The 24,474-nt window shown below is 70.2% G+C and carries 26 protein-coding genes; 12 read left to right on the top strand and 14 right to left on the bottom strand.

Going from position 1 to position 24,474, the window contains the following annotated elements; genetic code table 11:
• Nucleotides 1–41 precede the first annotated feature (41 nt).
• The 3 genes from AC2XR2_RS39560 to AC2XR2_RS39550 form a co-directional block, all read right to left on the bottom strand.
• On the bottom strand, nucleotides 42–230 hold the full coding sequence (locus tag AC2XR2_RS39560; RefSeq protein ID WP_381297004.1) for a hypothetical protein: 189 nt from the start codon (nucleotides 228–230) through the stop codon (nucleotides 42–44).
• 243 nt (nucleotides 231–473) lie between these two features.
• Entirely contained in the window at nucleotides 474–1,886 is a 1,413-nt protein-coding gene (gene lpdA / locus AC2XR2_RS39555; protein WP_381297006.1) for a dihydrolipoyl dehydrogenase, read from the bottom strand.
• Nucleotides 1,887–2,092: 206 nt separating this feature from the next.
• The gene (locus tag AC2XR2_RS39550) at nucleotides 2,093–3,283 is read right to left on the bottom strand and encodes a saccharopine dehydrogenase NADP-binding domain-containing protein (protein WP_491517742.1); all 1,191 of its coding nucleotides are present in this window, start codon (nucleotides 3,281–3,283) and stop codon (nucleotides 2,093–2,095) included.
• Nucleotides 3,284–3,386: 103 nt separating this feature from the next.
• Between AC2XR2_RS39550 and AC2XR2_RS39545 the strand changes: the two genes are divergently transcribed.
• Nucleotides 3,387–4,019, top strand: a complete 633-nt coding sequence (locus AC2XR2_RS39545; protein ID WP_491517741.1) for a TetR/AcrR family transcriptional regulator — start codon at nucleotides 3,387–3,389, stop codon at nucleotides 4,017–4,019.
• A 110-nt stretch (nucleotides 4,020–4,129) separates the two neighbouring features.
• Here the strand turns inward: AC2XR2_RS39545 and AC2XR2_RS39540 are convergent, their stop codons facing one another.
• The 3 genes from AC2XR2_RS39540 to AC2XR2_RS39530 form a co-directional block, all read right to left on the bottom strand.
• Nucleotides 4,130–5,191: an LLM class flavin-dependent oxidoreductase gene (locus tag AC2XR2_RS39540; RefSeq protein ID WP_491517740.1), complete on the bottom strand. Its 1,062-nt coding sequence runs from the start codon at nucleotides 5,189–5,191 to the stop codon at nucleotides 4,130–4,132.
• Complete coding sequence (locus AC2XR2_RS39535; RefSeq protein WP_491517739.1) at nucleotides 5,191–5,724, bottom strand: SRPBCC family protein; 534 nt, start codon at nucleotides 5,722–5,724, stop codon at nucleotides 5,191–5,193. Before AC2XR2_RS39535 ends, AC2XR2_RS39540 begins: the two co-directional genes overlap by 1 nt.
• 112 nt (nucleotides 5,725–5,836) lie before the next feature.
• Nucleotides 5,837–6,334: a winged helix-turn-helix transcriptional regulator gene (locus AC2XR2_RS39530; protein ID WP_449352034.1), complete on the bottom strand. Its 498-nt coding sequence runs from the start codon at nucleotides 6,332–6,334 to the stop codon at nucleotides 5,837–5,839.
• Nucleotides 6,335–6,454: 120 nt separating this feature from the next.
• On the opposite strand from AC2XR2_RS39530, the gene AC2XR2_RS39525 reads away from it, so the two are divergent.
• Nucleotides 6,455–7,354, top strand: coding sequence for a short-chain dehydrogenase/reductase (locus AC2XR2_RS39525; protein ID WP_491517738.1), 900 nt, complete (start codon nucleotides 6,455–6,457; stop codon nucleotides 7,352–7,354).
• A gap of 33 nt (nucleotides 7,355–7,387) precedes the next feature.
• On the opposite strand, the gene AC2XR2_RS39520 is transcribed toward AC2XR2_RS39525, so the two are convergent.
• A complete protein-coding gene (locus tag AC2XR2_RS39520) occupies nucleotides 7,388–8,071 on the bottom strand; it encodes a TetR/AcrR family transcriptional regulator (RefSeq protein WP_491518580.1) in 684 nt (227 codons plus the stop codon).
• Nucleotides 8,072–8,332: 261 nt separating this feature from the next.
• On the opposite strand from AC2XR2_RS39520, the gene AC2XR2_RS39515 reads away from it, so the two are divergent.
• Genes AC2XR2_RS39515 through AC2XR2_RS39505 form a run of 3 tightly spaced genes read left to right on the top strand, consistent with a single transcriptional unit; the run spans nucleotide 8,333 to nucleotide 11,746 of the window.
• The gene (locus AC2XR2_RS39515; RefSeq protein ID WP_449352032.1) at nucleotides 8,333–9,301 is read left to right on the top strand and encodes an enoyl-CoA hydratase/isomerase family protein; all 969 of its coding nucleotides are present in this window, start codon (nucleotides 8,333–8,335) and stop codon (nucleotides 9,299–9,301) included.
• Nucleotides 9,302–9,308: 7 nt separating this feature from the next.
• Nucleotides 9,309–10,232, top strand: a complete 924-nt coding sequence (locus AC2XR2_RS39510) for an alpha/beta hydrolase (protein ID WP_449352031.1) — start codon at nucleotides 9,309–9,311, stop codon at nucleotides 10,230–10,232.
• A 38-nt stretch (nucleotides 10,233–10,270) separates the two neighbouring features.
• Nucleotides 10,271–11,746: a class I adenylate-forming enzyme family protein gene (locus AC2XR2_RS39505; RefSeq protein ID WP_491517737.1), complete on the top strand. Its 1,476-nt coding sequence runs from the start codon at nucleotides 10,271–10,273 to the stop codon at nucleotides 11,744–11,746.
• 34 nt (nucleotides 11,747–11,780) lie between these two features.
• On the opposite strand, the gene AC2XR2_RS39500 is transcribed toward AC2XR2_RS39505, so the two are convergent.
• Nucleotides 11,781–12,422: an alpha/beta fold hydrolase gene (locus tag AC2XR2_RS39500; RefSeq protein ID WP_491517736.1), complete on the bottom strand. Its 642-nt coding sequence runs from the start codon at nucleotides 12,420–12,422 to the stop codon at nucleotides 11,781–11,783.
• A gap of 95 nt (nucleotides 12,423–12,517) precedes the next feature.
• On the opposite strand from AC2XR2_RS39500, the gene AC2XR2_RS39495 reads away from it, so the two are divergent.
• Nucleotides 12,518–12,709, top strand: coding sequence for a CGNR zinc finger domain-containing protein (locus AC2XR2_RS39495; protein WP_491517735.1), 192 nt, complete (start codon nucleotides 12,518–12,520; stop codon nucleotides 12,707–12,709).
• A 33-nt stretch (nucleotides 12,710–12,742) separates the two neighbouring features.
• Here AC2XR2_RS39495 and AC2XR2_RS39490 read toward each other — a convergent pair whose 3' ends face one another.
• Entirely contained in the window at nucleotides 12,743–13,252 is a 510-nt protein-coding gene (locus tag AC2XR2_RS39490; protein WP_449352029.1) for a winged helix-turn-helix transcriptional regulator, read from the bottom strand.
• A gap of 158 nt (nucleotides 13,253–13,410) precedes the next feature.
• Here AC2XR2_RS39490 and AC2XR2_RS39485 point away from each other — a divergent pair, with 158 nt between their 5' ends.
• Entirely contained in the window at nucleotides 13,411–14,424 is a 1,014-nt protein-coding gene (locus AC2XR2_RS39485) for an NADP-dependent oxidoreductase (RefSeq protein ID WP_491517734.1), read from the top strand.
• Between the two features lie 199 nt (nucleotides 14,425–14,623).
• On the opposite strand, the gene AC2XR2_RS39480 is transcribed toward AC2XR2_RS39485, so the two are convergent.
• A complete protein-coding gene (locus tag AC2XR2_RS39480) occupies nucleotides 14,624–15,634 on the bottom strand; it encodes an enoyl-CoA hydratase/isomerase family protein (protein ID WP_491517733.1) in 1,011 nt (336 codons plus the stop codon).
• Between the two features lie 174 nt (nucleotides 15,635–15,808).
• Here AC2XR2_RS39480 and AC2XR2_RS39475 point away from each other — a divergent pair, with 174 nt between their 5' ends.
• Complete coding sequence (locus tag AC2XR2_RS39475) at nucleotides 15,809–16,720, top strand: alpha/beta hydrolase (RefSeq protein WP_491517732.1); 912 nt, start codon at nucleotides 15,809–15,811, stop codon at nucleotides 16,718–16,720.
• A 188-nt stretch (nucleotides 16,721–16,908) separates the two neighbouring features.
• A complete protein-coding gene (locus tag AC2XR2_RS39470; RefSeq protein ID WP_491517731.1) occupies nucleotides 16,909–18,798 on the top strand; it encodes a propionyl-CoA synthetase in 1,890 nt (629 codons plus the stop codon).
• Nucleotides 18,799–18,897: 99 nt separating this feature from the next.
• On the opposite strand, the gene AC2XR2_RS39465 is transcribed toward AC2XR2_RS39470, so the two are convergent.
• Nucleotides 18,898–19,398, bottom strand: coding sequence for a PaaI family thioesterase (locus AC2XR2_RS39465; protein ID WP_449352024.1), 501 nt, complete (start codon nucleotides 19,396–19,398; stop codon nucleotides 18,898–18,900).
• 92 nt (nucleotides 19,399–19,490) lie between these two features.
• Between AC2XR2_RS39465 and AC2XR2_RS39460 the strand changes: the two genes are divergently transcribed.
• Nucleotides 19,491–19,958: a winged helix-turn-helix transcriptional regulator gene (locus AC2XR2_RS39460; RefSeq protein WP_381297039.1), complete on the top strand. Its 468-nt coding sequence runs from the start codon at nucleotides 19,491–19,493 to the stop codon at nucleotides 19,956–19,958.
• Nucleotides 19,959–20,255: 297 nt separating this feature from the next.
• On the opposite strand, the gene AC2XR2_RS39455 is transcribed toward AC2XR2_RS39460, so the two are convergent.
• Nucleotides 20,256–21,083, bottom strand: a complete 828-nt coding sequence (locus AC2XR2_RS39455) for an SDR family oxidoreductase (protein ID WP_491517730.1) — start codon at nucleotides 21,081–21,083, stop codon at nucleotides 20,256–20,258.
• Nucleotides 21,084–21,146: 63 nt separating this feature from the next.
• Here AC2XR2_RS39455 and AC2XR2_RS39450 point away from each other — a divergent pair, with 63 nt between their 5' ends.
• Both AC2XR2_RS39450 and AC2XR2_RS39445 read left to right on the top strand, forming a co-directional pair.
• Nucleotides 21,147–22,415 carry an acyl-CoA dehydrogenase family protein gene (locus AC2XR2_RS39450; RefSeq protein ID WP_491517729.1) on the top strand — a complete coding sequence of 423 codons (1,269 nt, stop codon included), beginning with the start codon at nucleotides 21,147–21,149 and terminating at the stop codon, nucleotides 22,413–22,415.
• Between the two features lie 134 nt (nucleotides 22,416–22,549).
• Nucleotides 22,550–23,044, top strand: coding sequence for a MarR family winged helix-turn-helix transcriptional regulator (locus AC2XR2_RS39445; protein ID WP_491517728.1), 495 nt, complete (start codon nucleotides 22,550–22,552; stop codon nucleotides 23,042–23,044).
• Between the two features lie 25 nt (nucleotides 23,045–23,069).
• On the opposite strand, the gene AC2XR2_RS39440 is transcribed toward AC2XR2_RS39445, so the two are convergent.
• Complete coding sequence (locus tag AC2XR2_RS39440; protein WP_381297049.1) at nucleotides 23,070–23,753, bottom strand: response regulator; 684 nt, start codon at nucleotides 23,751–23,753, stop codon at nucleotides 23,070–23,072.
• Nucleotides 23,754–23,830: 77 nt separating this feature from the next.
• Nucleotides 23,831–24,463, bottom strand: coding sequence for a potassium-transporting ATPase subunit C (locus AC2XR2_RS39435; protein WP_491517727.1), 633 nt, complete (start codon nucleotides 24,461–24,463; stop codon nucleotides 23,831–23,833).
• Nucleotides 24,464–24,474 lie beyond the last annotated feature (11 nt).

The following is a 24,474-nucleotide window of genomic DNA, read 5'->3' as shown; positions in this document are numbered from 1 at the left end:
CCTACGAGGCTGCGGATGCTGCTACGGCTGTTCGGTCGCGGTCACGGATGCTCGGGCCGCTGCTCCGGAGGCACGCCCCCGCCCTCGCCGCCGCCCTTGTCACCCTTGTCCGTGCCGTGGGCGTGACCGCCGCCGGCTCGCGCCTCTCGCGCCTTCAGCTCCGCACTGCGCTGCGGGGTCGCACTGCCCTTGTCGCTGCGCCGCTGCTCGGGTTGTTGTGGATTGGACATACCTGGACACCCCTTTGGATCGGTGTTCATCCGGACCGCCGAGTTCCCCCCGAGGTCCACCCGATGCGCGCGACGGCGGGTTGGGTCACCACGACAGTGGGCGGCGGGGCGCCGACGCCGGTCGCGGATTTCCGGAGCCCGCATCGCGGTCACCGGCGGACAACCCATCCTCTGGAGAATGCCGAGCCGGGCTGTCCAGCCGGGCCCGGCAGGCCCCGTGGCCGCCGTGCCGAGCGCATCCCTCTACATGTTGATCATGTGACCGGCGAGGCCGTGGACCGCTTCCTTGACCGCTTCGCCGAGGGTCGGGTGGGCGTGGACGTTGCGGGCGACCTCGTGGACCGTGAGGTCCCACTGCTGGGCCAGGGTCAGTTCGGGGAGGAGTTCGGTGACGTCGGGGCCGATGAGGTGGCCGCCGAGGAGTTCGCCGTACTTGCCGTCGCTGATCAGCTTCACGAAGCCGCTCGCGTCACCCAGGCCATGGGCCTTGGCGTTCGCGGTGAACGGGAACTTCGCGACCTGGACGTCGTACCCCTTCTCCCTCGCCTGCGCCTCGGTGTAGCCGAAGCTGGCGATCTGCGGCTGGCAGAAGGTGGCGCGCGGGATCATCGCGTAGTCGAGCTCCATGGTCTCCGCGTCCGCGAGCGTCTCCGCCGCGACCACGCCCATCGCCTCGGCCGCGTGGGCCAGCATCAGCTTCGCGGTGACGTCGCCGATGGCGTAGATGTGCGGAACCGAGGTGCGGCAACGGCCGTCGACGTCGATCGCACCGCGTTCGGTGATCCTGACGCCGGTGTTCTCCAGGCCGTAGCCGGTCACGTTCGGCGCGAAGCCGATCGCCTGGAGCACCTTGTCGGCCTCCAGGACCCGCTGGGCACCGTCCTTGCCGGTGACCGTGACGCGGACCTGCGGGCCGGACTCGTCGATCGACTCCACGCGGGTCGAGGTGAGGACGTCGATACCCAACTTCCGGTACTGCTTGGCCAGTTCGGCGGAGACCTCGGCGTCCTCAAGGGGCGCGACCCGGTCCAGGAACTCTACGACGGTGACCTTGACGCCGTAGTTGTGCAGCACGTAGGCGAACTCGACACCGATGGCCCCGGCGCCCGCGATCACGATCGACTGCGGCAGGTCCTCGGCGAGGATCTGCTCCTCGTACGTCACCACGCGTGAGGTGCGGCGGGTGCCGGGCAGCAGCCTGGGGGTGGCGCCGGTGGCGATGATGCAGTGATCGAAGCCGACGGTGCGGGTGTTGCCGTCGTAGTCGGCCACCTGGAGCGTGTGCGGGTCGAGGAAGGTGCCGCGACCGCTGATCTCCGTGATCTTGTTCTTCTTCATCAGGTAGTGGACGCCCTTGACCCGGCCGTCCGCGACCTTGCGGCTGCGGCGGAAGGCCTCGCCGTAGTCGAAGGAGACCTCGCCCTCCACCTTGATGCCGAAGGTCTTCGCCTCGCGCGTGAAGATGTGTGCGAGCTCGGCGTTGCGCAGCAGGGCCTTGGTGGGGATACAGCCCACGTTCAGACAGACACCTCCCCAGTACTTCTCCTCGACGACCGCGACGCGCTTGCCCAGTTGGGCGGCCCGGATGGCGGCGACGTACCCGCCGGGGCCCGCGCCGAGTACGACGACGTCGAAGTGCTCACCCTGCTCGTCCATGGACGGCTTCCTTTCCGCTGGGGCGGCCCGCCCTCGCGAGGGACGGACTCACTCCCGATCGAACCACCTGATCAGCAACACCTGATCAGCGACATCTGATCAGCGACATCTTCAGCGCCCCGGCGCGGCGATCTATGCCCGCCCAGTCATCATCGACGGCGGCCGCCGAGGGCTCAACCTACGTCGAGGCGTACCTCGCCCGCGGCCTACGCCCCGTCGACCTCGCGCGCGGCCGACGCCCCCTCGACCTCGCGCACTCCGGCCTCGGCGGCACCGCGCCTGAGGGTCTCCAGGCCGAAGGCGGCGACCGGGCCGTGCGCGCCGGGCTCGAGGACGGCGTCCGGCTGTGCCGCGCGGCTTGCGCCCCATGCCAGGAGGGAGCCCGTCATCTCGTACGGATCCGGTCCGGTGAGGGCAGCCGTGGCCAACGGTCGGCCCCGACCGTCGCGGGCGACGGCGATCACCAGGGAACGGCCGTCCGGGTCCGGCTCGCGCCGGGATCCCGGGAGCCGCTCGGACCACCGCTCCAGGGCGGTCCGCACCTTCGCCGTGCGCAAGAGGGGTGCCTGGACCGAGGCGGCGATCTGCACCGGGCGTGTCCACCGTCCGAACCAGCCGAGCCCCACCTCGACGCTCTGCAACTGCGGGTAGACCTCCGGCAGTCCGAGATGCTCGGTGCCGGGGACGGACATGACCGTGCGCTTCACACCGCCGTGGTGGAAGGTCCGCACCCGCTTGCCCACCCGCTCGTCGACCACACGGGCCGCGGCCCAGGGGCGCGGGCTGCGGTAGGCGAACCCGTCCTCGGCGGCCGCGGCGACCAGCGTCTGACGGGTGCCTCCCGTGGTCAGGGTGTACGCGTCGCGCAGGGTGCTGCGGTAGAGCAGCTCGTCCCCGTGTCCGGCACGGGTGATGAAGTAACCGGCCTCCACGTGGCGCGCCCGCTCTCCCGCCCGCGTCAGGGCGAGCGCGCCGGCGAGGTTGCCCGGGACGTAGTCGTAGCCGAACGCGGGTACGAGGGTCGCTCCCCGGACGGCCGCGACGGCGTCCAGTTCCAGCAGGACACGGCGGGCGAAGGTCCCCTCCCCCGTCGAGTCGAAGTAGTGGGCCCCGGCCCGCGCGGCAGCCGTGACCGCGGCCATGCCGAGCCGCATGAACGGGCCGATCGTGGAGACGACGACGTCGCTGGGCTCCAGGAGGCGCGTGAGGTCGGACGTCGAGGTCACGTCGACCTCGGCCACCGGCAGGTCCGCCTCGAAGCGGTCGGCCAGGGCCAGCATCCTGGTCCGGCTCCGCCCGACCAGGGTCGGCTTCTCCCCTCGTGCGAGCAGTTCCCGGAGCACGCGCCGCCCGGTGTGTCCCGTCGCACCCAGCAACACGATCCTGCGCTTTTCCACGGCTCCGCCTGCCTTCCGGAGGGCACGGGCAGGGCCGGTCCCGTAATTTCGCCGACCCTTAGTCATTCACTGACCCCAGGTCACCGAATATACGATGGTGCCCATGCGAGGGCCGAACCGACGACAGATGTACGCGGAGCAGACCCGGGCGGACCTGGTGACCGCCGCACGGAAACTGTTCGTCGACAACGGGTTCGCGGACACGTCGGTCGAGGCCATCACCAGCGCGGCGCGGGTGAGCAAGGGCACCTTCTACAGCCACTTCCCGGACAAGAGGGCGATGTTCGCCGAGCTCTACACCGAACTGCTCCAGCAGGTCGGAGCCTTGGGCGACGCCACGTGCGAAACGCTCCGTGCTACCGGGCCGGACCAAGCCGCCATGACCGCGGTCGCCGACCTCACCCACGCCTTCCTGCGGCGCACCATCGACGACCCCCTGCACCGGGAGCTGATGGCCCAGGCGCCCTCGGTCCTGGGAGAGCAGTACCGGCAGATCAACGACAGCGTCGCCCAGCCGCCCATCGAGCGGCTCCTGACCGTCCTGGCCGAACGCGGCGCACTGCAACCCGGCGTTCCCGTCGCCACTGTCGCCCGACTGCTGCTGGCCGCCCTGTGCGAGGGCAACCAGCTCATCGCCGCCGCGGCGGACCGGGAGGCGGCCCTGAGCAGGACGTTCCATGCGATCACCCTGCTGATGTCGGGCCTGGCGGCGGACGGCATCAGCGCCCGGGGTTGACCTGAACCAGGGTCTGGAAGACAGGCACGCGGATCCGCGCCCGCTCGGCGGTCTCGGCACGCAGGCCCCGGTCCCGCCGCGGCCGTGGTCGGCGCCGCCACCGCACGTCGCTACCGGGCCGCCTCGTCCTCGATCTCGCGGACCAGGTCGATGGCCCGGCCCAGGGTGGTGAGCCGGGCGTCGAGGCTCTCCCCGGCGGGGTAGAGACGGACGGTGTCGACACCGGCGTCGCGCCACACGCGCAGCCGCTCGCGCACCATGTCCTCCGTTCCGATCAGCGTGGTCGCCAGGACCATCTCGTCGGTGACCAGTCCGGCCGCGCCGTCCCGGTCCCCGGCCTGCCAGCGGGTGCGGACCTCGGCCGCGACCTCGGCCCAACCCTGGCGGCTGTAGGCGTTGTTGTAGAAGTTCGTGGTCGCCGAGCCCATGCCGCCGAGGCTGAAGGCCAGCTCCTTCTTACGTCCGGCCACCATCGCGCGCAGCGCGTCCTCGTCGTCCGCGAAGGCGACCTCGGCGCCCTGACAGATGTCGAGGTCGGCGCGGGTACGGCCGGCGTCGGCCAGGCCCCGGTCCAGGTGGTCGAAGTACGCCTCCTTGGCGCCCTCGGGTACGAAGCTGGTGCCCAGCCAGCCGTCGGCGATCTCACCGGTCAGGTGCAGCATCTTCGGCGAGAGGGTGGCCAGGTAGACCGGGATGTCGTGTTCGGCGCGCATGGACAGGCGCATGGGCCTGGCCTCCCCGCCCGGCAGCGGGATCTGGAACTCACGCCCGGAGTGGGAGACCTTCTCCCCCGAGGCGGCCTGTCGCACGATCTCGACGGTCTCGCGCATCCGGGACAGCGGCCGGTCGAACGGCACCCCGTGCAGCCCTTCGATCACCTGCGGCCCGGAAGGACCCAGCCCCAGGAGGAAACGCCCCTGGGAGATCTGCGACAGGGTGATCGCGGCGCGGGCGATGGCCATCGGTGTGCGGGTGCCGAGCTGGATGATCCCCGAACCGAGAAGCATGCGCTCGGTCCTCGCGGCGAGATAGCCCAACGGCGAGGGCGCCTCGGAGCCCCACGCCTCCGCCACCCAGCAGATGTCCAGACCGAGACGCTCCGCCTCGGTGACGTAGTCGACGAGCTCCCGCCAGTCGCCCCCGGAGGCCTCGATCGTGGTGGAGGTACGCATCAGTTGTCCGCCTCGTCCGCGGCCCCCGCGCTCTCGGCCAGCTTCTTGATCTCGTCGAGGGTGAAGGCCATGTTGGCCTCGAACTCCCGCATGCGTACGAAGACGATCTTCTGCTCCTTGTCCGGCATCCGGTCGATGGCGAAGGAGAGACCCGAGCGGGCGGGCCCCATCTGCATCCACTCCCGCAGCAGAGTGCCCCCGTCCCGCGGCTCCAGCGTGAACCGCCAGACCGCTGTCGGGTGCTGCGGATCCTCGACCGCCCAGGCGAGTCTCCTCGGTGGCTCGCACTCGACGATGTGGGACGTGGTGGCCCACTCCCCGAATGCCTCGTGCTTGCTCCGGCCGACGAACCGGGCTCCCAGTGCGGGCGCGCTCCTGCCGTCCAGCCATTCCACCGACCGCAGTTCGGGGCTCATGCGCGGCATCAGCTCGATGTCGGACACCAGCTCCCACACCCGTGCCGGCGCGGCGGCGATCCAGGTGTGGACCGCGACCGTCGGCTTGTCCGCGTAGCGCGCGCCCGTCCACTCCATGACCCCGCAGCCTCCCTGCCCGACAAGAACGCCCGTATCAGCGCTTGGCCAGTAAAGTTGCGTAGATAGACCCACCTGTCAAGGGTGACGGGCGGGACGCGCGGCCGTTGCGTCAGCCCGCGAACCGCTCCCGCACGTCCGGCCGTTCGGCCAAGTGCGGCGGATAGCCGGGCCCCATCCGTGGCTGGGTGTTGTCCGCGGTCATGGGCTCACCGCAGGCGGCGCACACCACCTCGGCATGGGTCTCCCGCCCGCACGTCTCGTGGCGCATCGTCACCGGCGGCCCCGCCTCCCCGGTCAGCCAGCGGTCCCCCCACCGGTTCATCACCAGCAGCACACCGAAGAAGTCGCGCCCCTTCTCGGTGAGCACGTAGTCATGGCGGACCGGCTCCGTCTGGTACGGCCGCTTCTCCAGCAGCCCCTCCTCCACCAGCCGGCGCAGCCGGTCCGTCAGGGTGTTGCGGGCGATTCCCAGCGACTCCTGGAACGCGTCGAACCGCCGGATCCCGTAGAACGCCTCACGCAGCACCAAAGGCGTCCACCAGTCGCCGAGCAGGTCCATGGTCCGCGCGATCGAGCAGGGCCACTGCGCAAAGGATGTCCGCCTCATGGAGGCCAGCATAGGTTCGTCCTGTCGTGAGACCCAGCAGATCGGACCAGGCAGACGGGCCGAGCAGCATGAGGTGTGCGAACCCTTGTACTCCCGCAATAACGAAGTTATGTTGCCGCCATGAAACGTGACTTGCTGGGCAAGAAGCTGGTTGTCACCGGAGCGGCACGCGGCATCGGCGAGAAGGTGGCCCGCCTGGCCGCCGCCCGAGGGGCCCGGGTGACCGTGATCGGCCTCGAAGCCGACCGGTTGCGCACCCTCGCCGACGAACTGGGGCAAGGCGCCGCCTGGCGCGAGGCCGACGTGCGCGACGGGGCCGCTCTGCGGTCGGCGATCGACGAGGCCGCCGACGTGATGGGCGGCATCGACCTCGTGGTCGCCAATGCCGGCGTCGTGGCCTACGGGACGGTACGGCAGACGGACGAGGCGTCGTTCGAGCGGGTGCTGGACATCAACCTGAACGGTGTGTTCCGCACCCTGAAGTACGCCACTCCCCATCTGGAGCGCTCCCGCGGCCATGTGCTGGTCGTGGCGTCCGCGCTGTCGTTCATGCCGCTGGCCGCGATGGCCTCCTACGGCGCGAGCAAGGCCGGGGCCGAACTGCTGGCCCTGACCTATCGCCAGGAGGTGGCACACCTCGGGATCACGGTCGGCGTGGTGCACCCCTCCTGGATCAACACGGACCTCGTCCGGGGCGCCGAGGCGGACCTCCCCTCGTTTCAGGGCCTGCGCACGCGGCTGCCCTACCCGGGCAACGTCACCACGAGCGCCGACCGGGCGGCCGCCGCGATCGTCGACGGGCTCGCGCGCCGACGCAGCCGGGTGTACGTCCCGCGCGCGGTCGTCGTGGCCAACTGGGCCAAGGCGGCGCTGAATTCACCGCTGGCCTGGCCCTGGGCGAGGCGTTTCGCGGCCCGGGCGGTCCCGTCCCTCGAACGGGAGGTCGCGGCACTGGGCAGGCACGACCAGCTCACACCGCCGACGACCGGAACCCCTGCCGCGGAGACCAGGTCGGCCTAGTCGCGCACGGGGCAGCGCCCAACATCCGGCCGCTCAACGCCCCTGGAAGATCGAGTCGTACAGGCGCACGCCGGCCTCGTGGGAGGCCTCGGCACGTGCCCGCTCGTCACCCAGCCCGACGGAGAAGTTCACGCCCATCGGCAGCAGCACCTGCGTCACGGCGTCGTCGAACTCGACGAAGTGCTCGGCCAGTTCGAGGGTGATGTAGCCGTGCACGAAACTCCACAGCTGGGCGGCGATGACCTCCGGTTCCTGCCGCTCGACCCTGCCGGAGTCCACGAGCCGTTCGCATGCCGCGGTGACATGGGCGTGGGCCTCACGAAAGGCCGGGGAATGGCCGCTCAGGCGAAGGTCCGTGTCCGGAAGAGGCCGGTACGTCGCCCGGGTGGACAGCCCGAACATCAGGTCGTAGAGGTGGGGGTTCTCGCGGGCCAGCCGACGGCAGCTCAAGTTCATGGCCAGGAGTTCGGCGATCGGGTCCCCCGTCACCGGCACCTGGGCGAACGCCCTGCCGAGTTCCTTGAACCCGTGGTCGGCGACGGCACTCATCAGTTCGGGGATCCCGCCGAAGTGGCTGTAGACCACCATCGTCGACAGTCCGCTCGCGGACGCCACCGCGCGCACCTTCAGAGCCGACGGACCCTGCTCGGCCAGTAGACCGATGGCCGCCCGCACAAGCCGCTCCGGTGCGTCGTCGACTCTCGCCCGCCCTGCCATGTTCCGCACGCCTCCACCGTTGACACACACGAAATAACTTGGTTATGTAATTCTTCACGGCAATAGTACACATCGCACGTGATGTGCCGTCCCGGATCCACGCGTCCGTCTGCGAACACGTCATCACGTGCTGGTCCAGTCTCCTGCCGCCCGGCGCCGACGCAGCATGCCGAGGCGGATCCGATCTCGCACTGCGACACGCACCCGCGGTGTCCCCCTGCACTTTCCCACCCCCATGAACTCAGCACGGGAGCAGAATTCATGCCGTACAAAGACAAAGGCCGTCTGAAGATCGAGGATCGCGGTGCCGTTCTCGTCGTCGAGGTCGACGGCGGCCCGCACCAGGAGTTCGGTCTCGACATCGCCCAGCAGCTGGAAAAGCTGGTAACCCGAGCCGACCGCGATCCGCACGTCCGTGCCGTCGTCTTCACCGGGGCACATCCCGAGCGATTCGTCAGCCATGCCGCGGTCCGGTGGCTGCAGGAAGGGGGCGCCGACAGCCTCACGGTCGGCCGGCGCGGTGCCGCCGCCGTCGTACGCATGGCGAAGTACGTGGACCGGTCCCGTCTCCTCGGACCCGTGCTGCGCAGGACCCCGATGCGGGGCGCCCTCCAGCTGGAGCGTCTGCACTCGACCTTCCTCCGGATGAACCGCAGTGGCGTGCTCTACGTGGCCGCCCTCAACGGTTCCGCTCTCGGGCTGGGCGCGGAGTTCGCCTGGGCGTGCGATCTGCGGGTCATGGCCGACGGGGACTTCTTCATCGGCCAGCCGGAGATCCTCCTCGGCATCATCCCGGGCGGTGGCGGCACCCAGCGGCTCACCCGTCTGATCGGCACCCACCGGTCCCTGGCCGCGATTCTCGAAGGCAAGCCGTTCACGCCCGCGGAGGCCCTCGCCAACGGGGCCGTGGACAAGGTCGTTTCGCGGGACAAGGTGGTCGCGCAGGCGGTCGAACTCGCCGAGCACTTCGGAAAGCGGTCGAAGGGCACGGTCGAGGCCGCCAAGAGGGCGGTGTACTTCGGCGGCTCCCTGTCGCTGGAGGAAGGCCTGCATGTCGAACGCGCCGAGTTCTTCGCCAGGGTCATGTCGAAGGAGAGTCAGGAACTCATGCTGGACTACATGGAGACGACGGACGCCACCGGCGACCTCCCGCTCTACACACCCGGCACCTACGCGCGGTCCCTCGCATCGGGCAGCGTGCCGGGCCGTCGTCCGACGGACGGGCGGTGAACCGGCGATGACCACCGCGCAGTCCTTCACCCGTCACGACATCACGTTCCCTTCCGGCGACAGCACCTGTGCCGGTTGGCTCTACCTCCCCAAGGGCGTCCCCTCCCCGCCCGTCGTGGTCCTGGGCCACGGCCTGGGCGCCACCCGCGAGATGCGTCTGGACGCCTTCGCCGAGCGCTTCGCACAGGCCGGCATCGCCGCCGTCGCCTTCACCTACCGGCACTTCGGCGACAGCGGCGGCCACCCCCGCCAGCTCCTGTCGATCAAGCGTCAGCTCGCCGACTGGGACGCCGCCCTCGCCTACGTCAAGGCGCGCCCCGACGTCGACCGCACCCGTGTCGCCGTATGGGGCAGCTCCTTCGGCGGAGGCCACGCCATCACGGTCGCCTCACGCCATCCCGAACTGCGTGCGGCCGTGGCGCAGTGCCCGTTCACGGACGGTCTCGCCTCGGCGCTCGCGCTGGGCCCCGCCGCTTCGCTCAAGGTCGTGCCCGTGGTGGCCCGCGATCTGGCAGCCAGAGGTCGTGGCAAGCCGCCCGTGATGGTTCCGATCGCCGCCGCGCCCGGCTCGTCGGCCCTCATGAACGCCCCGGACGCCCTGCCCGGATACCAGGCGCTCCAGCCTCCGGGAACGACGTTCCGCAACGAGGTGGCGGCGAGGGTCATCCCGACCATCCTCGCCTACCGGCCCGGGCGCGCGGCGAGGAAGGTCACCGTGCCGATCCTCTTCTGCGTCAGCGACACCGACTCCGTCACGCCTCCCGCCGAGACCCTGCGGTACGCGCGCACCGCGCCCCGCGGAGAGATCAAGAGGTACGACGCCGGCCACTTCGACTTCTACACCGGCGAGACCTTCGAGGCGCTGGTACGCGACCAGACCGAGTTCCTCGCCCGGCAGCTGGAGCCGACGGCAGCCGCGTCGACTCCGTGACCGGACCTCTTTCCCCACCGAGACAGGTACGCCTCGCCATGAATTTCGCTTCTCTGCCCGACCGCCGCGCCGAGCTCGACCCCCACGGGGCCGCGGTCTCCGACGGGCACCAGTCCCTCACCAACGCGCAATTGCTGAGCCGGGTCCGCATGGCGGCGCGGCAGCTCCGGGACCGCGGCGTCGGTCCCGGGGACGTCGTGGCCCTCAAGCTGGCCAACCGCGTCGAGTTCGTGCTCCTGCTGTTCGCCGCCTGGCGGCTCGGCGCCACCGTCACACCGGTCAACCCGAGCATGACCGACGTCGAAGTGGCCCGACAGCTCGAGGACTCCGGGGCGCGCCTGCTGGTGGTCGAGGACGGTTCGACCCGACTGGCGTACGACACTGCCGTAGCCGATGTCGGCGCGCTGTGCGCGGAAACCGCGGAGGCGGATCAGGCGCCGCTGCTGGACCCGGACGCGCTGGCCCTGCTCATCTACACCAGCGGTACGACCGGGGTGCCCAAGGGGGTGATGCTGGACCACGCCAACATCGACGCCATGGTGGAGATGGGGCGCCGGGCGCTGGAGGTCGGGCCCGCCGACCGGTGCCTGCTGATCCTGCCGCTCTTCCACGTCAACGGCATCGTGGTCAGCGTGCTCGTACCCCTGCTGGCGGGCGCGAGCGTCGTCATCGCGGGCCGGTTCGATCCCCGCACCTTCTTCGACCTCGTCGAGCGGGAGCGTCCCACCTTCTTCAGCGCGGTGCCCACGATCTACAGCATGCTCGCCGCGCTCCCGGACGACGTGCGCCCCGACACCTCGTCGCTGCGGTTCGGGGTCTGCGGCGCGGCACCCGCCTCCGCCGAGCTGCTGACGAGGTTCGAGGCGCGTTACGGGTTTCCGCTCGTCGAGGGGTACGGGCTGTCCGAAGGGACCTGCGGCTCCACCATCAACCCCGTCGCAGGGCCCCGACGCGCCGGAACCGTGGGGCTTCCCTTCCCCGGCCAGGAGATCCGGATCCTCGACGCCGACGGTGTCGAGGTGGCGCCGGGCGTCGCCGGCGAGGTCACCGTACGGGGGGCCAATGTGATGCGGGGGTATCTGGGCCGTCCCGACGAAACGGCCAAGGTCGTCGTGGACGGCCGGCTACACACGGGCGACGTGGGCCATCTCGACGCCGACGGTTATCTGACCCTGGTCGGGCGTTCGAAGGACATGATCATCCGGGGTGGGGAGAACATCTACCCCAAGGAGATCGAGGACGTGCTGACCGGCCATCCGTCGGTGCTCGAAGCCGCGGTGATCGGCGTGCCCGACGAGAAGTGGGGAGAGGTGGTGGTCGCCTACGTGCAGCCCCGGCCGGGTTCGACCGTCGATCCCGAGGCGCTGGCGGCCCTCTGCGCGCGCAGCCTCACCGGCTACAAGCGCCCGACCGCGTTCTTCGTGGTGGAAGCGATCCCGAAGAACGCGGTCGGCAAGATCGACAAGACCTCGCTGCGTACCGCCCACGCCGAGGTGGCGGCCCTCCAGCACTGAGGGCTGCGGTTTCGGCGGCCAGAGGGACCCGTGCTCAAGCCGCCCTCCCGGCAGCCAGAAAAGGCCGCAGGTGCGCCAGCATCGCCGCCGGCTGTTCCTCCGGGATGAAGTGGCCGCACTCGGGGATCTCGGCACCGGTGACGTCGTCGGCGTAGTCGCGCCAGATCTCCAGTGTGGGCAGGCGGGAGGGCAGCCCCACGGAACCCCACAGCGCCAGTACCGGCATGGTGAGGCGGCGTCCCTCGGCGGCGTCGATGTCGTCGAGGGCGACGTCCTGCTCCATGGCGCGGTAGTCGTCGAAACTCGCGCGCAGGGCACCGGGACGGGAGAACGCCCGGACATAGGCGTCGACCGCTTCGGGGGTGAGGCCGTGGCGGTTGTAGGTCCACCGCTCGAAGAAGTACTCGAGATATCCGCGGATGTCGGGTCCCACGAGGCGCTCCGGCAGGTCGGGCTGCATCTGGAACAGCCAGTGCCAGTACCCGGAGGCGAGGGAGGCGTCCAAGCGGCGGAACATCTCCCGGGTGGGCACGATGTCGAGTACGGCCAGCCGCTCCACCTGCTCCGGGCGGTCCAGCGCCCAGCGGTGCGCCACCCGGGCGCCGCGGTCGTGCCCCACGACGGCGGCCTTCTCGAAGCCGAGCGCCTCGACAAGACCGGCGATGTCGGCGGCCATCCGCCGCTTGTCGTACCGGACGCCTGGAGGCCGCCGGAACCGCGAGCGTCGCCACCGACGCCTCAGCCGCGCTGGCGCTGCTCGCCCAGGACGCCGTGGACCTGCTCCTGTCCGCCGAGATCCGGCGCGTCCGGGTCTGCGGAGCGGACCACTGCGCCCTGCGCTTCGTGGACCGCTCCCCCGCCCGCAACCGCCGCTGGTGCTCCATGTCCCGGTGCGGCAACCGCACCAAGGTCCGCCTCCACGAGGCCCGGTCCAGACGGAGTGAGCCCACCGCGGCAGACTGAGCCCCCGGTAACTCCGGGTGACACCGCCTCAGTTCACTCGGCGGGCCTGAGGCGGAACGCGGGGCCGGGGATGCTCTCGATCTCCTCCGGCCGGACGGCGTGGCCGTGGTCGCAGCGGATCTGGGCGTCGACGGGCGCGCCGCATCCACGGTGCCGGGACAGCATGGCCGGGCCCTCCGGATCGGCGCGGTAGCGGTCGCCCCACTGCAGGAGCCCCATCACGGCCGGGACCAGATCCACACCCTTGGGCGTGATCACGTACTTCGGCCGGCTCCGCGAACCCGGCTCCTTGTAGGTCTCGGTGGCCAGGATCCCTTCCTCCACGAGCATCTTGAGCCGCGCCGCGAGGAGGTTGCGAGGACAGCCGAGGACGCGCTCGAACTCGCTGAAGCGGGACGAGCCGTAGAAGACCTCGCGCAGGATCAGGATCGTCCACTTCTCGCCCACGACCTCGAGGGTCCGGCCGATCGAGCAGTTCGACGCGTCCCGGTCGAGTCGGGGGTTCACGCCCGCGTCCTGAAGGGCTTCGGTCTGTGCATCCATGGGGTGATTCTAACCTCTCCTGAGTTTACTTTTCTATACTCAGCTAGTAGCGTCGTAGCCGGCACACCGACCCGGCCGCTTGCGAGCAACGAGCGCGCGGGCGGACCTGCCGGAAGAATCACCTCACCCCCCAGGGCCCACACAGAAAGGCCGCCGGCATGAAGGCGTTCGTCGTCGAGAAGTACGGCAAGGACGGCGTACGCGCCGCGGAGGTACCCGAGCCCACCGTCGGGGCCCGCGACGTCCTGGTCAGGGTGAGCGCCGCCAGCATCAACCCGCTGGACAAGATGGTCCGCAACGGCGAGTTCAAGCAGCTCCTGAAGTACAAGCGCCCGTTCGTGCTCGGCCACGACGTGGCGGGCGTCGTGACCCGGGTCGGCTCCGCCGTCCGCGGCTTCGAGGTCGGCGACGAGGTCTACGCCCGTCCCCGCGACCTGCGCGTGGGGAGCTTCGCGGAGTTCATCGCGATCGACGCGGACGACGTGGCCCCCAAGCCGGCCTCGCTCTCCCCGGAGGAGGCGGCCGCGGTGCCGCTGGTGGCCCTGACCGCCTGGCAGATCCTCGTCGAGCGCGCGCACGTGAAGCCGGGGCAGAAGGTGCTCGTCCACGCCGGTGCCGGCGGCCTCGGGTCGACGGTCGTCCAGCTCGCCAAGCACCTCGGCGCCACGGTGGCGACGACCGCGAACAGCAGGTCCGAGGAGTTGGTCAGGAGCCTCGGCGCCGACGTCTTCGTCGACTACACCAAGGAAGACTTCTCCGAGGTGCTGTCCGGCTACGACCTGGTGCTGGACTCCGTGGGCGGGGCGAATCTGGAGAAGTCGCTGACCGTGCTGAAGCCCGGCGGCCTGGCCATCAGCGTCGTCGGCCCGCCCGACGCCGGTTTCGCCAAGCAGGTCGGCGCCCCCGGCGTCATGGGCCTGGTCATGAACACCCTCAGCCGCAAGATCCGCAAGCAGGCCAAGGCGCTGGGCGTGCGCTACGAGTTCTTCTTCATGCAGGCCAACGGTTCCCAGCTGCGCAAGCTCGCCGCCCTCTACGACAGCGGGAAGCTCCGCCCGGTCATCGACACCACCTTCCCCTTCGGCCAGACACTCGAGGCGATGGCCCACGTCGAGCAGGGCCGCACCAAGGCCGGCAAGGTCGTGGTCTCGATGACATCCGGCAACGACTGAGACGCGGTCGGCGGGAGCCTTCCGTTCCGGCCCGGTCAAGTCGTAGGGGTTCGGGGCCGTCCGCACGCCTTATACCCGAGGCACAGCCGGCCTCGCGGCTGATGCCGACGCGAACGGTGCCCTGCCACCCCGGGAGCAGCCCCCAACCCCGTCAGAGCGTCTGCGCGACCGCGTTGCCGCCCGCCCTCGGCGGACCCGCTCAAGACGGAAGCGTCTCTCCGCCGAGCGACCCGCGCTCCCAGACGGGCGTACGGTCCTTGTCGACCAGGGCCGCCCGGACCCCCTCCAGGAAGTCCGGCGTGCGGATGGTCGTGCGGGTGAGGGCGAGTTCCGCGTCGAGACACTCACGCAGGGTCCGCTGCCTGCCGCGGGCCAGCAGGGCGTGGGTGATCTCCAGGCTCTGCGGCGAGGCGGACTCCAGGGCGGCCAACGCGGCCTCGGCCCAGGGGGTTTCGAGGTGGCGCAGCCGTTTCTCGATCTCGCCGAGGGTCGGCGCGCCGAAGGCCCGGTCCACGTCCCCGCGCACCTGCGCCAACCCGCTCTCCGCCACCGGGGAACGCCCGGCGAGGCGGTTCAGGACGACGTCCACCGGCTCACCGGGGCTGTCCGCCAGGGCGTCCCCCACCGTCTCCAGCATGTCCGCGGGAACGAAATGCGTGGCCAGCCCCGTGTACAGGGCGTCGGCCGCGTCGATCCGCTGCCCGGTCAGCCCCAGGTACACGCCGATCGCGCCGGGCAGCCTCGGCAGGAAGTAGCTCGCCCCGATGTCCGGGAAGAACCCGATCCCGGTCTCGGGCATCGCCAGCACCGCGCGTTCGGTGACGACACGGAAGCCGCCGTGGACCGACAGCCCCAGGCCACCGCCCATGCAGATGCCGTCGATGAGCGACACGACCGGCACGGGATACTCGGCGATCCGGGCGTTGAGCCGGTACTCGGAGGCGAAGAACCGCTCGCTGGCCTCGGCATCCCCCGCGAGGCTGTGCTCGCGGATCGTACGGATGTCCCCACCGGCGCAGAACGCCTTCGGACTGGTACTGGCGAGCACCACGGCGGACAGCGGCGCGTGCTCCCACGAGGCGAGCGCACGGTCGACGGCCAGGACCATGTCCGTGGTCAGGGCGTTGAGCGCCCTGGGCCGGTTCAGCAGGATGCGGCCGACACCCCGGTGCACGTCGGCGACGATCTCGGCCGCGGCAGTAGCAGACATGGCTCCTCATCTCACCTCGGACCTGGGTACCTCAAGATCCTCGCACTTGTGCGGATGATCCCACCCGATCTGAGTTTACTTTTCTATACTCAGCCAGTAGCGTCATGACCGTCACCCCGACCCGGCTGCCGCAGGGGGACCCGGCACGGGACCCGCCCGACAAGGAGCACCACCATGGGAGCAAGCCCCGAGGCACACCAGTTCGCGGAGTTCCTCGCGAGCGTGAGCGCGAAGTCGTCGACGCCTGGCCTCGACCTGGCCGTCGTCCGTGACATCGTCGACTCGAACCACAAGGCGTCGACCGAGCCGGAAGGCGTCACCTACGCCGAGGTGGACGCGGACGGCGTCCCCGCACTGTGGGCCATCCCCGAGGGGGCCGATCCCGACCGCGCGCTGCTGCACTTCCACTTCGGTGGTTCCGTCGCGGCCTCCATGCACTCCGACCGCAAGGCCGCGGGCCACATCGCGAAGGCGGCCGGCGCCCGCTCGCTGGTCGTGGACTTCCGCCTGGCGCCCGAGCACCCCTACCCGGCACAGCTCGACGACGCCGAGACCGCCTACCGCTGGCTGCTCGCGCAGGGCTACGAGCCGCGGAACATCGGCAGTACGGGCCACTCGATCGGCGGCACCCTCGCCGTGATGCTGCCGCTGCGCCTGCTCGCCAAGGGCGAGGCCACGCCCGGCGCGATCGTCAGCGTCTCCCCCTGGACCGACCTCACGCTGCGGAACCCGGCGGTGGACGCCAACGAGGCGAACGACAAGATGCTCAGCCGGGGCATCCTGGAGCTCTTCCGGGGCGCCTGGCTGCAGGATCCCGCGGTGGACTTCACCGACCCGCGGATCAGCCTCGTGCACGCCGACCTGACGGGCCTGCCGCCCACGGTCGTCTTCTACGGCGAGTACGAGACCCTCGCCGACGACGGCGCCCGGCTCGGCCGCCGCCTCGCGGACTTCAAGGTCACCACCGAGACCCATGCGATGCCCGAAGGGCAGCACTCGTTCATCCTGGGCGCCGGACGCGTCCCCGAGGTGAACCAGGCCATCGGGCGGATGGGCCAGTGGCTCCGCGAGCACCTCGGCGCGTGAGCAGGAGCCGCACCTGAGGGGGCGGTCCCGCCCATCAGGCCGCCGCTCCACCGCGATGCCGGTGACCGATCGACGGGTCACCGCCATCCCCGCTCGACCGGGCCGGCCGGCCGTGCGGTACTTGTGTACGACACCGTTACGCCGGCTACCCCCACCACCACCGTTCCGAGGCCACAAAGGAGTGCGCGATGGGAACGTACGAGGATGTCTTCCGCGCCAGTACCGAGGACCCGGAGCGCTTCTGGCTGGAGGCGGCCGAAGGCATCGACTGGGATGTCGCTCCGCACCGCGCCCTGGACTCCTCGGGCGCGCCCTTCTACCGCTGGTTTCCCGACGGACGGCTCAACGTCTGCTTCAACGCGCTCGACCGGCACGTCGAGGCCGGCCGGGGTGAACAGCCCGCGCTCGTCCACGACTCACCCGTGACCGACACCCGACGCACCTACACCTACGCGCAGTTGAGGGACGAGGTGGCGGCCTTCGCCGGAGCGCTGGCGGGGCTCGGCGTGGGACACGGCGACCGGGTGGTCATCTACATGCCGATGGTCCCCGAGGCAGCCGTCGCGATGCTGGCCTGCGCACGGATCGGCGCGGTGCACTCCGTCGTCTTCGGCGGGTTCGCCGCACGCGAACTCGCCCTGCGCATCGACGACGCGGCCCCCAAGGTCGTGGTCTCCGCCTCGTGCGGCATCGAGGGCAAGCGCGTGATCGCGTACAAGCCCCTGCTCGACCGGGCGATCGAACTCGCGGCCCACAAGCCGGAGAAGAGTGTCATCCTGCAACGCCCGCAGGAGCGGGCCGAGTTGGGACCCGACGATCTCGACTGGGCCGAACTGGTCGCCACCGCGACCCCGGCCGACTGCGTTCCCGTCCCCGCCACCGATCCCCTCTACATCCTCTACACCTCCGGAACGACCGGAAAACCCAAGGGAGTCGTCCGCGACTGCGGCGGCTACGCGGTCGCCCTGCACTGGTCGATGGGCGCCGTCTACGACGTGGGCCCCGGCGAGACCATGTTCACCGGATCCGACGTCGGCTGGGTGGTCGGGCACTCTTACATCGTGTACGGCCCCCTGCTGGCCGGCGCCACGACCGTCCTGTACGAGGGCAAGCCGGTCGGCACACCGGACGCGGGCCAGTTCTGGCGCGTGGCCGCCGAGCACCGGGTCAAGACCATGTTCACCGCCCCCACCGCCTTCCGGGCCATCCGCAAGGAGGACCCGAAGGGAGCGCTCACCGCCGACCACGACCTGACCGGCCTGCGCCACCTCTTCCTCGCCGGCGAGCGCCTCGACCCCGAGACCTACCACTGGGCGAGCGCTCTCCTGGGCATCCCGGTGATCGACCACTGGTGGCAGACCGAGACCGGCTGGCCCATCGTCGCCAACCCGGTCGGCATCGAGGCCGCTCCCGTCAAACCCGGCTCCCCCACCCGCCCGCTCCCGGGCTGGGACGTCCGTGTCCTCGACCCCTCGGGCGAGCCCGTGCCCGCGGGCGTCGACGGCGCGATCGTCGTGAAGCTCCCCCTGCCGCCCGGCGCGCTGCCCACCCTCTGGAACGACGACGACCGCTACGTCGCCTCCTACCTCTCCGCCTACGACGGCTACTACCTCACCGGCGACAGCGGCCACATCGACGACGACGGCTACGTCTTCGTCATGGGCCGCACCGACGACGTCATCAACGTCGCCGGGCACCGGCTGTCCACCGGCAGCATGGAGGAGGCCCTGGCCGCCCATCCCGACGTCGCCGAATGTGCCGTCATCGGCGTGGCCGACGCGCTCAAGGGCCAGATCCCGCGCGGCTTCGTCGTCCTGAAGGCCGGCACGAGCCGCGACGCGGCCGAGGTCGAGGCGGAACTCGTCCAGCTCGTCCGCGAGCGCATCGGCGCCGTCGCCTCCCTCAAGGACGTCGCGGTCGTGGCCGCCCTCCCCAAGACCCGCTCGGGAAAGATCCTGCGCAAGACGATGCGCGGCATCGCCGACGGCCACGACGAACCCATCCCCTCCACCGTGGACGACCCCGGCGTCATCGAGACCCTGCGCCCGGTGCTCCGCCGGAGCGGTCACACATCGTGAAGGGCCGCACGACGTTCCCGTACCGAGGTCACCCTGCGCAGGTCACACCAGTGACGTCCGGTCCACCGGTCGCCGTAGAGGGTCACGCTCGGTCGGTTGTCACGCTTGCGGGGACGGCACCGGGAAGAGCATGCAGCTGCTGGTGGCGTGGGCGAGAAGCCGGTCCGTGCTGTCGACCAACTGCGCCTGGGCGAGGGCGGTTTGACGCCCCTTGCTGACAAGGGTGCCGATCGCCCGGACCGTGCCCGTGTCCACGGTGATGCGCCGGAGGAACTTTACCGTCAGGTCCAGCGAGGTGTACGCCATGCCCTGCGGCAGGGTGGACTGCACGGCGCAGCCCGCGGCCGAATCGAGCAGGGTGGCGAAGATGCCGCCGTGCACGCTGCCGATCGGGTTGTAGTGCTCCTCCCCCGGCGTCAGCGAGAACACCGCCCTGCCCGGCTCCACCTCGTCCAGCGTGAAGTCGATGGAGGAGTTGATGGGCGGCGCCGACAGCCGCCCCGCCTGCAACTCGCGCAGAAAGTCGAGGCCGGCCATGCGCCCGGCGGCTTCCGCCAGGATCGCGGGGTCGTCCCATTGATACGTACGTGTTCGTCCCACGACCGAGTGCCTTCCCTCTGACTTTTGCAAATGAAGCTAGCTGTGGGTTCACCTGACTGTCAATGACGAAGCCAGCCCTCTACCATGGCGGGATGGAGTGGCTTGAGGCGAGCACGGAGAACTGCCCCGTCCAGCGCACGCTCGACGTGGTCGGAGAGAAATGGACGCTGCTGATCCTGCGTGACGCCGTCAACGGGGTCCGCCGCTTCGACGACTTCCACCGCCACATCGGCCTCTCGGAAGCCGTCCTCAGCGACCGCCTCCGCAAACTGGTCGCGTCCGGGATCCTGAAGGCCGTCCCCTACCGGGAAGCGGGCAGCCGCTCCCGCAACGAGTACCGGCTGACCCGCAAGGGCTGGGACCTGTGGCCGGTCCTGATGGCACTGACCCAGTGGGGCGAGACGTACACCCTCGGCCCCGAGGGCCCCGTACTGGACGTGCGCCACACCGACTGCGAGGCTCCGCTGCGCGTCGTCGTCGAGTGCTCCGCGCACCACGGCGCCCTCACCCCCGGTGACGTCACCGCCCGACCGGGACCCGGCGCGCGCCTCCGGTCATAACATTACGTACATACGATCTCTTCTTCGCTCGCGTCCCAGTCGGGAAGTGGGCCGTCGGCGACGAACACCTGCACTTCGGGTCTCATGAGCGAATGATCGGCTTCCTTCGTCACCACAGGCAAGGCGTCTCGGCTGGTCAGGCCGGCCCCCGCCTGGGGCCTACAGGTGCCCGAGCTAGCGCTTCTGCAAGCAGTGAGGGAACCGTCCGATCATGCGGCGCCCTTCTCTCGTTGTGGCTGCGCGGTCCGGCGCGGGTTGCCCCGGTGCCGGACCCCGGGCCCTGGTGACGCGATCCCCTCAGGCCGGATCGACGAATATGTCGAGCGCGAGTTCGCCCTCGAAGCCGGCGGGGCTGTAGGCGGACAGGTCCATGACCCCCTCGTCCGACAGGACCTCGTCGTCGATGAACAGATTGCCGGTGCACTTGCGCGCGTCACGCGTGAGGACGGCGTAGGCGGCGTCGGCCATGATCTGCGGACTGCGAGCCCGTCCGGCGCCCCCGACCACGTTGCGTACGGCGGCCGTGTCGATCAGGGTGCGCGGCCACAGCGAGTTGGCGGCGATGCCGTCGGCGGCGAGCTCCTCGGCGAGACCGATGGTGCACAGACTCATCCCGTACTTCGACAGCGTGTAGCCGAGGTGCCTGCCCATCCAGCGGGGCGCGAGGTTCAACGGCGGCGACAAGGTGAGGATGTGCGGGTTGCCGGCTTCCCTCAGGTGCGGGATCGCCGCCTTGCTCAGCAGGAACGTGCCCCGCGTGTTGATGTCCTGCATCAGGTCGTACCGCTTCATCTCCAGCTGCTCCGACGACGACAGGTCGATCGCACTGGCGTTGTTCACCACGACGTCGATGCCACCGAAGGCGGCGACCGCGGCGTTGACGGCGGTGCGTACGTCGTCCTCGTTGCGGACGTCGCCGACGACCGCAAGACCCTTCCCGCCGACGCGCTCGACCTCCTCGACCGCGGTGTGGACCGTGCCGTCGAGCTTCGGGTGCGGTACGGCGGTCTTGGCGAGCATCACCACGTTCGCACCGTCACGGGCGGCGCGCAGGGCGATGGCGAGTCCGATGCCGCGGCTGCCTCCCGACATCAGGACGGTCTTGCCGGCCAGCGTCTGTGTCATGGTCGAACCTCCACAATCGGTTGGAGAGCTAATCATACGCAGTACGAATGATATGGTCCGCGCATGACTTCCACTCCCACGCCCACCCCCGATCCCGCTCCCACCCCCGAACCCGCTCCCGCACGCCAGAGCGACCGGCTCTACCACGAGCTCCTCGCCCCCAAAGAGACCCAGTCCGTTCGCGCTGCCGTACGCCGGATCGCGGAGCGGGAAGTGGCTCCGCACGCCGCGGCGATCGCCAACGGCGACGAGCGCACGGACGGCTTCCCCCGCCAGGTGTTCGACGCGCTCGCCGCGGCGGGGGTCTTCCGGATCCCCTTCCCCGGCGAGGTCGGCGGCGACGGTCTGCTCCACCCGGCGGCCGCCACCGCCGTGGCGATCGAGGAACTGGCCTACTGCTCCAGCAGCGTCGCGGCCGTCTTCGACGTGCACTGCATCCTGGCGGGCAACGCCCTGCGGCAGGGCACCGAGGAGCAGCAGCGGCGCTGGCTGCCCAAGGTCGCCGAGGGTTCGGTGGTCGGCGCGTTCGCCACCACCGAGCCGGACGCCTCCAGTGACCTGTCTCCGCAGGCCGTCCGGACCGAGGCCGTACGCACCGAGACCGGCTGGGTGCTCAACGGCCACAAGCGGTGGATCTCCAACTCACCCGTGGCCGCCTTCGTGGTGGTTCTCGCCCGCACCGGCGAGCGGCTGAGCATGTTCATCGTCGACACCGCCCTTCCGGGCGTTCACGTCGGCCTCGCCGACCGCAAGATGGGCAACCGCGGCCAGCTCACCGCGGACATCCGCTTCACGGACGTCCACCTGTCCGACGACGACCTCCTCGGCGGCACCGAGGGACACGGGCTGCGTCACGCCCTGTCGACACTGACGTACGGCCGTATCGGCATCGCGGCCGCCGGGGTCGGTATGGCGCAGGCCGCGTTCGACCACACCGTGGCCCACCTGTCGACGCGGCAGGCTTTCGGGAAGCCGGTGGCCGCCAACCAGCACTGGCAGTTCCTGCTCGCCGAGCGGGCCACCGAGATCGACAACGCCCGCACCCTCGTCACCAAGGCCGCCCTGCGCCTGGACGCCGGCGACGCGTCCCCGGAGCCCGAGGCCGCGATGGCGAAGTACTACGCCACCAAGCTGTCGGTGGACATGGCACGCGACGCCGTCCAGGCTTTCGGAGGCCTGGGCTTCGCCCGCGAACTGGGCGCCGACGGGAGCCCCGGCCCGGTCGAGGCGATCTACCGGGACAGCAAGATCGGCGAGATATACGAGGGGACCAACGAGATCCAGAAGTGGGTCATCGCCCGGCAGATCTTCGGCCGGACCATCGTCGGCTGACCGCCCCGCGCATTGCCCGCCCTGCGGGCCCCGCTTCTGCGATACGGGGATCGCTGTCCCGCTCCGGTCGCCTCAGGCCTTCTCGTACGATGGACCGAGACGATACGCAGGGCTAACCATAGGCGGGATGAACGATGTCCGAGGCTCCGCTGGTACCGGGGACAGTGGCCGAGCACACCATCTGTCTGCTGGTCAAACTCGGGCAGGTGGCCTTCAGGATCGCCGAGGACGGCCTCAGCGGCACCGGCCTGCGGGTGCGCCACTACAGCGTCCTGCAGGCCCTGGCCGACAACGGGGCCATGCCGCAACTGGCGCTCGGTTCGTTCCTGCGCATCGACCCGGCGACGATGGTGACGAGTCTCGACGATCTGGAGCGCGCCGGATACGCCGAGCGGACCCGCGATCCGCAGGACCGGCGCCGCTACGCCGTCGACATCACCGACGACGGGCGCAAGGTCCTCGCCGACCTCAACCGCACACTCGTCGGCCTCGACGGCGAGACCCTCGCCGACCTCGGCACCGCTGAACAGCAGTCGCTGCACGCCCTGCTGGGCAGCCTCGCGGAGAGTCCCGCCCTCATCGCCATGTTCGACGGCGTCCGCGAGCAGAGCGGCACGAAGCGGGCTTGAAGAGGGGCTTGAGAAGGCTTGAGGGTCACCCTTCGAAGCGGTAGCCCATGCCGGGTTCGGTGATGAGGTAGCGGGGGTGGGCGGGGTCCGCCTCCAACTTGCGCCGTAGTTGGGCCATGTACACCCGCAGGTAGTTGGTCTTGTTGCTCTGGGAGACGCCCCAGACCTCCTGGAGCAGGTACGTCTGTGTGATCAGCCGTCCGGGGCTGGTGACCAGGATCTCCAGCAGGTGCCATTCGGTCGGGGTGAGGCGTACGTCGCGGCCGTTCCGTACGGCCCTCTTGGCCAGCAGGTCGATGGTGAAGTCCGCCGTCTCGACGAGCGTCGTCCCGGTGGTGAGCGACGTCTCCTCGGTGCGCCGTACGGCGGCCCGCAGCCGGGCGAGGAGTTCGTCCATGCTGAACGGCTTCGTGACGTAGTCGTCGGCGCCGGCGTCCAGCGCGGCGACCTTCTCGTCGGAGCCCCGGCGGGCGGACAGCACCAGGATCGGCACCCTGGTCCAGCCCCGCAGCCCCTTGATGACCTCGACGCCGTCCATGTCGGGCAGGCCCAGGTCGAGCATCACGACATCGGGTTGCCGGGCGGCCGCGAGCCGCAGCGCGGTGGCGCCGTCGGGGGCCGCGTCGACCCCGTACCGGCGTGCCTGGAGATTGATGACGAGGGCCCGTACGAGCTGCGGGTCGTCCTCCACCACCAGCACCCGTGTCATCGGCGTGCGCCTTCCTGTCGTACGCGGCGGGAGCCGACGGCACCGGCGCTGTCACCGGACGCCGACTCCCGCTCGGGTCAGCTCTTGGCTGCGAGTGCCTTGAGCGCGATGTTGAGTTCGAGGACGTTCACCCGGGGCTCGCCGATGAAGCCGAGGGTGCGGCCCTCGGTGTGCTCGTCGACCAGCTTCTGCACCTGGGCGACGGTCAGGCCGTTCTTCTCGGCGACCCGGTGGACCTGGAGGTCCGCGTACGCCGGGGAGATGTCGGGGTCGAGCCCGGAGCCGGAGGAGGTGACCGCGTCGGCGGGGACCTGGGAGGGCTTGACCGTGTAGTCGGCGGTGGAGTTGTCCTTGACGACCTTGGCCTTGGCCTTCTTGACCCAGGTGACGAGTTCGGGGTTGTCGGCGGAGCGGTTGGTGGCGCCGGAAAGGATCAGTCTGTACTGGGTGTTGACGGAGTTCTCGCCGAGCCCGTTGGCGGGCCGGGGCTGGAAGTAGTCGAGGCTGTAGTCCTGTTGGCCGATGAGCGAGGACCCGACGACCTTCCCGTCCGCCTTGATCTCCGAGCCGTTCGCCTTGTCGTGGAAGAGGGCCTGGGCGATGCCGGTGACGGCCAGCGGGTAGATGACGCCGGTGACCAGGGTCAGCACCAGCAGGGCCCGCAGCCCCGCCCACAGCAACCGGCCTGTGTTCGATACGGAGTTGTTCATGGCTTCTAGCA

Source organism: Streptomyces sp. LS-MS-L19, from assembly GCF_058382285.1.
The sequence above is the reverse complement of the archived record's forward strand: the minus strand, read 5'-3'. Positions and strand labels throughout refer to the sequence as shown.

Bases quoted from the DNA above. Each gene is read 5' to 3' on its own strand.
- lpdA (WP_381297006.1), bottom strand. From the start codon at position 1,886: ATGGACGAGCAGGGTGAGCACTTCGACGTCGTCGTACTCGGCGCGGGC.
- AC2XR2_RS39490 (WP_449352029.1), bottom strand. From the start codon at position 13,252: ATGGATGCACAGACCGAAGCCCTTCAGGACGCGGGCGTGAACCCCCGA.
- AC2XR2_RS39510 (WP_449352031.1), top strand. From the start codon at position 9,309: ATGACCACCGCGCAGTCCTTCACCCGTCACGACATCACGTTCCCTTCC.
- AC2XR2_RS39505 (WP_491517737.1), top strand. From the start codon at position 10,271: ATGAATTTCGCTTCTCTGCCCGACCGCCGCGCCGAGCTCGACCCCCAC.
- AC2XR2_RS39440 (WP_381297049.1), bottom strand. From the start codon at position 23,753: ATGACACGGGTGCTGGTGGTGGAGGACGACCCGCAGCTCGTACGGGCC.
- AC2XR2_RS39500 (WP_491517736.1), bottom strand. From the start codon at position 12,422: ATGGCCGCCGACATCGCCGGTCTTGTCGAGGCGCTCGGCTTCGAGAAG.
- AC2XR2_RS39535 (WP_491517739.1), bottom strand. From the start codon at position 5,724: ATGGAGTGGACGGGCGCGCGCTACGCGGACAAGCCGACGGTCGCGGTC.
- AC2XR2_RS39515 (WP_449352032.1), top strand. From the start codon at position 8,333: ATGCCGTACAAAGACAAAGGCCGTCTGAAGATCGAGGATCGCGGTGCC.
- AC2XR2_RS39470 (WP_491517731.1), top strand. From the start codon at position 16,909: ATGGGAACGTACGAGGATGTCTTCCGCGCCAGTACCGAGGACCCGGAG.
- AC2XR2_RS39475 (WP_491517732.1), top strand. From the start codon at position 15,809: ATGGGAGCAAGCCCCGAGGCACACCAGTTCGCGGAGTTCCTCGCGAGC.
- AC2XR2_RS39485 (WP_491517734.1), top strand. From the start codon at position 13,411: ATGAAGGCGTTCGTCGTCGAGAAGTACGGCAAGGACGGCGTACGCGCC.
- AC2XR2_RS39480 (WP_491517733.1), bottom strand. From the start codon at position 15,634: ATGTCTGCTACTGCCGCGGCCGAGATCGTCGCCGACGTGCACCGGGGT.
- AC2XR2_RS39520 (WP_491518580.1), bottom strand. From the start codon at position 8,071: ATGGCAGGGCGGGCGAGAGTCGACGACGCACCGGAGCGGCTTGTGCGG.
- AC2XR2_RS39525 (WP_491517738.1), top strand. From the start codon at position 6,455: ATGAAACGTGACTTGCTGGGCAAGAAGCTGGTTGTCACCGGAGCGGCA.
- AC2XR2_RS39545 (WP_491517741.1), top strand. From the start codon at position 3,387: ATGCGAGGGCCGAACCGACGACAGATGTACGCGGAGCAGACCCGGGCG.
- AC2XR2_RS39530 (WP_449352034.1), bottom strand. From the start codon at position 6,334: ATGAGGCGGACATCCTTTGCGCAGTGGCCCTGCTCGATCGCGCGGACC.
- AC2XR2_RS39450 (WP_491517729.1), top strand. From the start codon at position 21,147: ATGACTTCCACTCCCACGCCCACCCCCGATCCCGCTCCCACCCCCGAA.
- AC2XR2_RS39445 (WP_491517728.1), top strand. From the start codon at position 22,550: ATGTCCGAGGCTCCGCTGGTACCGGGGACAGTGGCCGAGCACACCATC.
- AC2XR2_RS39540 (WP_491517740.1), bottom strand. From the start codon at position 5,191: ATGCGTACCTCCACCACGATCGAGGCCTCCGGGGGCGACTGGCGGGAG.
- AC2XR2_RS39460 (WP_381297039.1), top strand. From the start codon at position 19,491: ATGGAGTGGCTTGAGGCGAGCACGGAGAACTGCCCCGTCCAGCGCACG.
- AC2XR2_RS39435 (WP_491517727.1), bottom strand. From the start codon at position 24,463: ATGAACAACTCCGTATCGAACACAGGCCGGTTGCTGTGGGCGGGGCTG.
- AC2XR2_RS39560 (WP_381297004.1), bottom strand. From the start codon at position 230: ATGTCCAATCCACAACAACCCGAGCAGCGGCGCAGCGACAAGGGCAGT.
- AC2XR2_RS39455 (WP_491517730.1), bottom strand. From the start codon at position 21,083: ATGACACAGACGCTGGCCGGCAAGACCGTCCTGATGTCGGGAGGCAGC.